The organism is Mesorhizobium sp. M7A.F.Ca.ET.027.02.1.1, from assembly GCF_004022985.1.
Lineage (GTDB): Bacteria > Pseudomonadota > Alphaproteobacteria > Rhizobiales > Rhizobiaceae > Mesorhizobium.
This window is the reverse complement of record NZ_RZOL01000342.1, coordinates 1-6827: the sequence shown is the minus strand read 5'-3', so window position 1 is coordinate 6827 and position 6827 is coordinate 1. Positions and strand designations below refer to the sequence as shown.

At 59.5% G+C, this 6827-nt stretch carries 5 protein-coding genes and 1 pseudogene; 2 read left to right on the top strand and 4 right to left on the bottom strand.

Annotation, left to right across the window (positions count from 1 at the left end):
* Nucleotides 1-93: 93 nt before the first annotated feature.
* The 4 genes and pseudogenes from EN749_RS27550 to EN749_RS27535 form a co-directional block, all read right to left on the bottom strand.
* On the bottom strand, nt 94-975 hold the full coding sequence (locus tag EN749_RS27550) for an ABC transporter permease (RefSeq protein ID WP_128364347.1): 882 nt from the start codon (nt 973-975) through the stop codon (nt 94-96).
* Nucleotides 976-1006: 31 nt separating this feature from the next.
* Nucleotides 1007-2182, bottom strand: coding sequence for an ABC transporter substrate-binding protein (locus tag EN749_RS27545; RefSeq protein WP_245491510.1), 1176 nt, complete (start codon nt 2180-2182; stop codon nt 1007-1009).
* 803 nt (nt 2183-2985) lie between these two features.
* Nucleotides 2986-4574 (bottom strand): annotated as a pseudogene (locus EN749_RS27540) (MFS transporter).
* Between the two features lie 280 nt (nt 4575-4854).
* The gene (locus EN749_RS27535) at nt 4855-5292 is read right to left on the bottom strand and encodes a hypothetical protein (RefSeq protein WP_128364346.1); all 438 of its coding nucleotides are present in this window, start codon (nt 5290-5292) and stop codon (nt 4855-4857) included.
* Nucleotides 5293-5571: 279 nt separating this feature from the next.
* On the opposite strand from EN749_RS27535, the gene EN749_RS27530 reads away from it, so the two are divergent.
* Complete coding sequence (locus EN749_RS27530) at nt 5572-5781, top strand: hypothetical protein (RefSeq protein ID WP_128364345.1); 210 nt, start codon at nt 5572-5574, stop codon at nt 5779-5781.
* Between the two features lie 129 nt (nt 5782-5910).
* The coding region (locus EN749_RS27525) for an ArdC family protein (RefSeq protein WP_128364344.1) at nt 5911-6827 on the top strand (917 nt) is incomplete at its 3' end.

Sequence of the window (6827 nt, the reverse complement as noted above, 5' to 3'; positions counted from 1 at the left end):
CTCCCTTCTCGATGTCGAGACTGAGGCCGTCAAGGATGGTTCGCGGCCCGAAACGTCTCACAAGGCTCTCGACCCGCACCACGGGCGCGCCGCTCAATCCGCCAAGGTGCGACGCCATGACAGCGACCTTTCCTGGAAGAAGCGGACGATGCCGTCGGAGGCGAGACCGAGCAGCGCATAGACGGCGAGACCGACGATGACGACGTCAGTCTGGCCGTAGTTGCGTGCGAGATCGATCATGTAGCCGATGCCGCTCGTGGCATTGACCTGTTCGACCACCACCAGAGACAGCCAGGCATAGGTCACCGCCAAACGCAGGCCAAGGAAGAAGCCTGGAAGGGCGCCCGGCAGGATGACCTGGCGGATGAATTCGCCGTAGCCCATCCGCAAGGTCTGGGCCAGTTCGACATAACGGCTGTCGATGCTGCGCAAGCTGCTGTGGGTCTGGATATAGATCGGGATCAGCACAGCCAGCGCGATGGCCGTCACCTTCATGCCCTCGCCGATGCCGAACCACAGCATCAGCAGCGGGATCAGAGCGAGCGTCGGTATCGCGCGCTTGATCTGAACGGGGCCGTCGATGATGGCCTCGCCAAGCCGGGACAAACCAGAAATGAGAGCAAGTATCGTCCCGATTAGGATGCCGAACACCAGGCCCTGTGCTGCCCGCCAGGCAGACGTCATCAAGTGCTCCTGAAGCTTCCCTTCGGCGATGAGATCGACGGCAGTGCCGACAACCGACCAAGGCGCCGGCAGCGTTCTTGGATCGATCAGGCCGGCGATACTGCCGACGGACCAGATCGCGAGAAGAAGTGCGGGCCCGATCAGCGCGCCCAACGGGATCGCTCGCCCAAGCGCCAGGCGACGCCCCGTCGCGGTCTTACGGGCCTGTACAGCGGGCGGAATCAACCCCCTTTCATCTGATGCGTAGTGAATGGGAAGTGCAACCGCGGCGGTACTTGAGATTGCGTTCATCTGCGTCGTCTCCAGTCTTGGGAAGCGGGCGTCAGGACGCGTTCAGCGCATTTGCGGCGATCGTCTCGAAGCGCCTGTCGAAAAGATCCTCGGCCTTGATCGTGGGCTTGTTCAGTTCGCTGGCCAGGAGATCTATCGTTGCCTGCTGGCGCGTGATCACATCGTTCCAGTCGGACGGGATGTCGAACTGTCCATCGGCGTCGACGAGATACTGGCCATCTTTTGCGTTGAGGCCCTGGGTGGCGACGTAGTAACCCTCGATCCACTCTTTCGGATGTTCCTGCACCCATCGGGTCGCAAGTGCCCAGTAGCGCACATATTCGCCGAGAGCGGCAGCTTTGGCCGGGTCGTCGAGCACGGCCTGCGGGGCATAGAGATGGTCGGGATCATCGCGTAAGCCGTGTGGGATGGTGGTGGCGCCGTCGGCGCCATACTGGTGCAGATAATGCTTGACGAGAACGCCCCAGATTGGGGCGACGTCGACTTGCTTGCTGGCAAGTGCCACGGGATAGGCATCGCCTTTGCTGGGCAGTTCGATGAGATTGACATCCTCCTTTTTCAGGCCGGCGGCCTGCAGGACCCTCAGCACCAACGCGCCTTGTGCCTGACCGGGGCTGAAGGCGATCCGTTTGCCGCGCAAATCCGCCAGCGTCTTGACCTCGACGCCCGGCGCAATGCCGAGTTGATAAATTGGATGCGCAACGGGATCCTTGCGGAACTTCGCGGCAATGATCTTGACCTTGAGCCCCGTCCAGGTCGCGTGGATAGGCGGGATGTCGGCGACGGATCCGACGTCCAACGCGTCGGCGCGAAAAGCTTCGATTGTCTGTGGACCGCCGCTGATATTGGCCCATTCGGCCTTGAAAGGCAGTTGATCGATGAGGCCGGAGAGTTCCAGTGCCCTTTGCGTCTCGGGATCGCCGATGCGAAGCACGGTGCCCTCCGGGATTTTGGTTGGCAGCTTGCCGGAGTCCGGACTACCCGCATGGGCACTGAAAGGGGAGGCAGAAGCGAAGGTCACCGCCAAAGCGGTCACCAATGCACCAAACCGTCTTCTCGAAAATCTCTCCACTGCTAACGTCATCGTCTCACTCCAATTTTGGAAATGGTCCCTACTTTCTCCGTTCAGTATGTCTATCAATTCTGTAGACGATAAAGGATTGGATACTGTTCTTTGCCGCCCGAGGGAAACGCTGTTCGCCTCCAATGCTGATTTGGGGCATGTCTCGTTCAAACCGTGGCGGTTTGTCGGGCGGCGTTCTGACCGATGCTTGCTCGAGCTCGAAATCAGTTTGGGCTGACACGCAGGAACCGAGGCACGCGTACAAGGGGTCCCTTTGCGCTACAGCCCGCCAGCACGCGCCCGGAGGCAGCGAACTGTAGATCCGTATCCGACCGATTGGCAGTGGATCAAAAGCAGGAAGTAGATCTCATTCCGGCTGGATTGAACTTGTGCCCCACGCGAAGAAGCACGTCCATCTGAATCTGTGATAGGCCTCGAACTTCATATGGGGAATGATCGTTCGATAAAACGTCATTAGACGCTCGCAGATATGGTATCGATCATCAGGCGAGGTCTGGACACGTTCTCTGGGGATAAACCACTCCGCTTCCTGGGGTTCATTCAAGTAAGCGGGGCGCGGCAGCCTGACGAAATAGCCGTCTTTAGTCATACTGACGTCGTTGGAATCGATCGGGTGGCAATCCTTGTTTCCGCAGCAGTCAAAGTGAAGCACGGGATCAGTCTTGCCCGTATACCAATCATGGGCGTTTGCATCGCCGGGTAGCACAAGCCACGCCAATGCAATGTGCCGAGAGCACTATGAAGCAGGAATTGGTCTTCGCCTTCTGTATGGCGGACACAGGATATTGGGAACCACGCGTGCGAGACTGCCTCTTGTAGATCTGCGCCGCTGACTATCGAATCCCGGTGGTTCTTCCGCGTCCGCCCCACACCCTTTGAGGCGCCTAAATTAGCGATCGCTGGTGCCCAGATGTTACTTTCAGGCTTCAATGCCGGGGAAGTGGGAGGATTGCGCGCTTGCGGGCCGAGCTTGTTGGCCGCTCGATCGAAAGCGTCATTTGAGGCGCTGCCTCTCCCGCGTGCAGCTGGAAAATACGCTCGTCCAGTTCCTTGTCTACTTCCGTGAGACGATGGTTTAAGCGAAGGTAGTCGGTCCAGGTCGGCGTGCGGAATGTCTCCGTCCATTGCATAGGCTTCTGAAGATTGCGCTGCAGCGTCCAATTCCGAGCACCGACGCGGCTGTGGACATGCCTCCGCTGCCGCATGAGGTCGAGGAAGGCCTCGACATTTTTCTCGGCTATCAGATATTCGACCTTGACCACGATCGGGCCGCTTCTCGGCTTCAAATTGAGAGCGACAGCTGGGGCGTCGAATTCCTCCAAAGGATCGGGCTCCGACTCGCGGCGCTCGCGCAGAGGAAACAGAACGCCGGCTGCGGCGACGAGCAACAGGGCACCAGCTGAGCCCTCCAGCGCCCAGGTCAATGAATGGTTCTGAGAAACCGTGCCCCATACCCAGCTGCCGGCCGCGATGCCGCCGTCTATCAAAGCATAATAGATCGAGATGGTGCGTCCCACGACCCAGCGCGGGCTGGCCAGCTGCACGCTGACGCCAACCCCGGACCAGGCGGTGACCCAACCGGCGCCGCCCAAGGCGAGCGCGATTGCCGCCACTGCAATCGAAGAGGTCAGCGCCAGGGAAAGAGAGCACGCCGCGCAGGCGACGCAGGAGAGCCTCATCAGCCGTTCTTGCGACAAGCTCCGTCTGAATGTGCTGTTGGAGATGCCGGCGAAAACGGCGCCTGTCCCGAAGCCGGCCATGAGCGTGCCATAGGCGAGCGGTCCTCCTCCCAATTGATCGCGGACAACCAGCGGCAGCAGCGCGAGTATGGCGATGCTCGCCAGGCCAAAAAGCGTTCCGCGGGCGATCGCCGCCTTGATTTCGGATGACATCGCCGTGAAGCGCAGCCCGTCATAGATCGCCGTCCTCATCGACTCGCGTGGAAGAGGCGAAGAGCGAACCTTCCACTTGCAGCGCCATATGGTGGCAAGAGGGACCAGATAGGTGAGCGTGGTCACGGTAAAGGCTACCAAAAGCCCGAACGAGGCAACCACGATGCCGCCGAGTGCCGGGCCGACGGTCCGGACCGTGTTAAAGCCGACGGAGAGCAGGGTCACGGCAGCCGGGACATCGCGTCGGTCGACGATATCGCCAACCGAGGCTTGCCAGGCGGGATCGTGGAGAGCGCCGCCGCATGCGATCAAGAAGCTGAAGCCGAGGATCATCCACGGACTGACAAAGCCCAGCGCCACAACAGCGGTCAGCATCGCGGAGGCTATCACCATAGGCACCTCCCGGCGAACATGACCCTGCGACGGCTGTAATTGTCGGCGAGAGCCCCGGCGAACACGGACAAGATGAACGCGGGCAGGTTCGATGAAGCCTGCACCAGCGCAACCATCAGATCGGAAGTCGAGATCGTTGCCATCAGCCAACTGATGGCGACAGTCTGCATCAACCAGCCGAGAGAAGAGACCTGGGTGGCGAGCCAGATCGAACGAAAGGTCGGCTGCATAAGTGGCGCAAACGTCGTCGGCGCAGCCAAATCTTCAACTGATCCAGCCACTCTACTCATTTTTTGCGCGCCTTTGCTTTGTGTTATCGGCCGTCTCGCATGTAATCTCGACTGAACCGTGGCGGCAGGCAGAATTGAGAGAAACTCTTTTGCCTCCGACGAATGCGACCACAGGCTTCTGACCAGTTTTGCGGACGAGACGCAGACCCGCGAGGCTGACCTCGCCTTCGAAGACATCATCTACCGGATTCTTGCTTGTCGTTTGACGCGGCATGCTTCATCAACGGCCACTTTGCCGAGCGATGCCTTTTGGCGAGACGCGACCATGTTCTTTCGTTGAAAACGCACTCACCAGCGGCGTTCGCTGCGCTGAGTGTGACTTGGGGAGAGTGAGGAATGCTTGCAGATCCTTGATAGGATTGACGCCCTGATAGAGGCAGACGATTGCCGGGCCGCGATCGAAGAGGCGCGCGCCTTGCCGCTTCAATTCGAACAAAGGTCTGATGCGCTCACACATGCGATCGACGACTTTCTCCTCGATCTGATGACGCTGTCTTTCATTGTTGAATGTTACGGACGCGGCTTTGAACCTTTGGCGCGAACGCTTACCCGTAGAAGACTGGCAAAGGTCAGGCTTTTGGCGGAAGGGGTCGATTCCGCCAGGCAGAAATGGCACCCAAAGCATGCTGGCTGAACCGGCGATCTCGCCGCGTTCCACACCGTAACGAAGGCAACTAACGACGTTTCGACCGCCAAAAAAATAGGGCCATCGGAAAACCGAGGCCCTTTAGGTGTGAAGGTCAAAACCTTCAGAGGGGAACAGCTGATACGATGGAATGGGAGGAGACCATCGCGTGCATCAGCTGTAGGCTTAATGGCTAAAAGTTGTGCGATGCGCAAACACATTTTGTGCAGTGCAGCTATGCAAGAATGGAGAGGGTCCCCTCTCCACCCCCAAATCTGCGCTTGGAATATTCGTGCTGATCGCAGGGTGCTGATGAAGGAGATCCGGGAGACGGGTCTGGAGACCAAGCCTGACTGGCGGGTCGACGATCCATCCAAGCCGGTGCTCAACGGTGGTTCCCTAAAAGAAATACATGAGAAAAGGAGGAAGACCACCTCGGCCGGCCGGCCAACCCTGGTCGTCACGAATGTTGGTCCTGCTCCGGTCCTCGTTCCGCTAAACGGCTTCGCCGTCCTCCACTAACGTTGCGGCCCTCAAGCGACGTCTCCCTTCCTTCCGGTTGATCTTCTGCGGGTTCGCGGACCTGCGGTACTGCGCTGTCGGACCTCGTGACGGCCGCGGTTGGCGCGGCCTCGAATGGAGGTTCGGCAAATGGACAGGAAGAGCAACAAATCCCGCGTCGATATCTACGCGAAGATCACCGACCGCATCGTCGCGGAGCTGGAGAAGGGCGTGCGGCCGTGGGTGAAGCCGTGGAGCGCGGCGAACACTACGGGGCGTATCACGCGCCCGTTGCGCCACAATGGATTGCCATATCAGGGGATCAATACCCTGCTGCTCTGGTCGGAGGCGGTTTCGAGGGGTTTTGTTTCCCCGACCTGGATGACGTTCAAGCAGAGCGTCGAGCTGGGCGGTCATGTCCGCAAAGGCGAGACCGGCTCCATGGTTGTCTACGCCAGCCGCATCATACGCACCGAAACCGATGCCCATGGCGAAGAGGTCGAGCGCGGGATTCCGTTCCTCAAGGCCTATACCGTGTTTTGTGCTGACCAGATCGATGGCTTGCCCGCGCAGTATTACGGCAATCCCGCGCCGGTGTCGGATCCGGTGGAGCAGATCGAACACGCGGATGCCTTCTTCGAAAATACCGGAGCCGTCATCCGCCACGGTGGCGACAAGGCGTATTTCAATCCGGCTCTCGATGTGGTGCAAATGCCTCCGTTCGAGAGTTTCCGCGACGGGCCTAGCTATTATGCGACCCTCGGACACGAAATGATCCATTGGGTCGGGTCGGAAAAGCGGCTGGATCGCAACCTCTCGCGTTATCACAAGGATCGCTCGTTCCGAGCCCACGAAGAGCTGGTCGCTGACCTCGGGGGTTGTTTTCTGGCCGCCGATCTCGGCATCGTCCCCGAGCTCGAGCCACGGCCAGATCACGCCAGTTACCTTGCGAGTTGGCTCGAGATTCTCAGGAACGAGAAGCGATTCATCTTTGCCGCAGCGGCCCATGCCCAGCGTGCGGTCAACTATCTGCATGATCTCCAGCCGAACGCGACGCAGAGCGCGGA

What these genes read in the sequence shown, in the direction of transcription:
- EN749_RS27550 (WP_128364347.1), bottom strand. Translation starts at nt 975, where the DNA reads ATGAACGCAATCTCAAGTACCGCCGCGGTTGCACTTCCCATTCACTAC.
- EN749_RS27530 (WP_128364345.1), top strand. Translation starts at nt 5,572, where the DNA reads ATGAAGGAGATCCGGGAGACGGGTCTGGAGACCAAGCCTGACTGGCGG.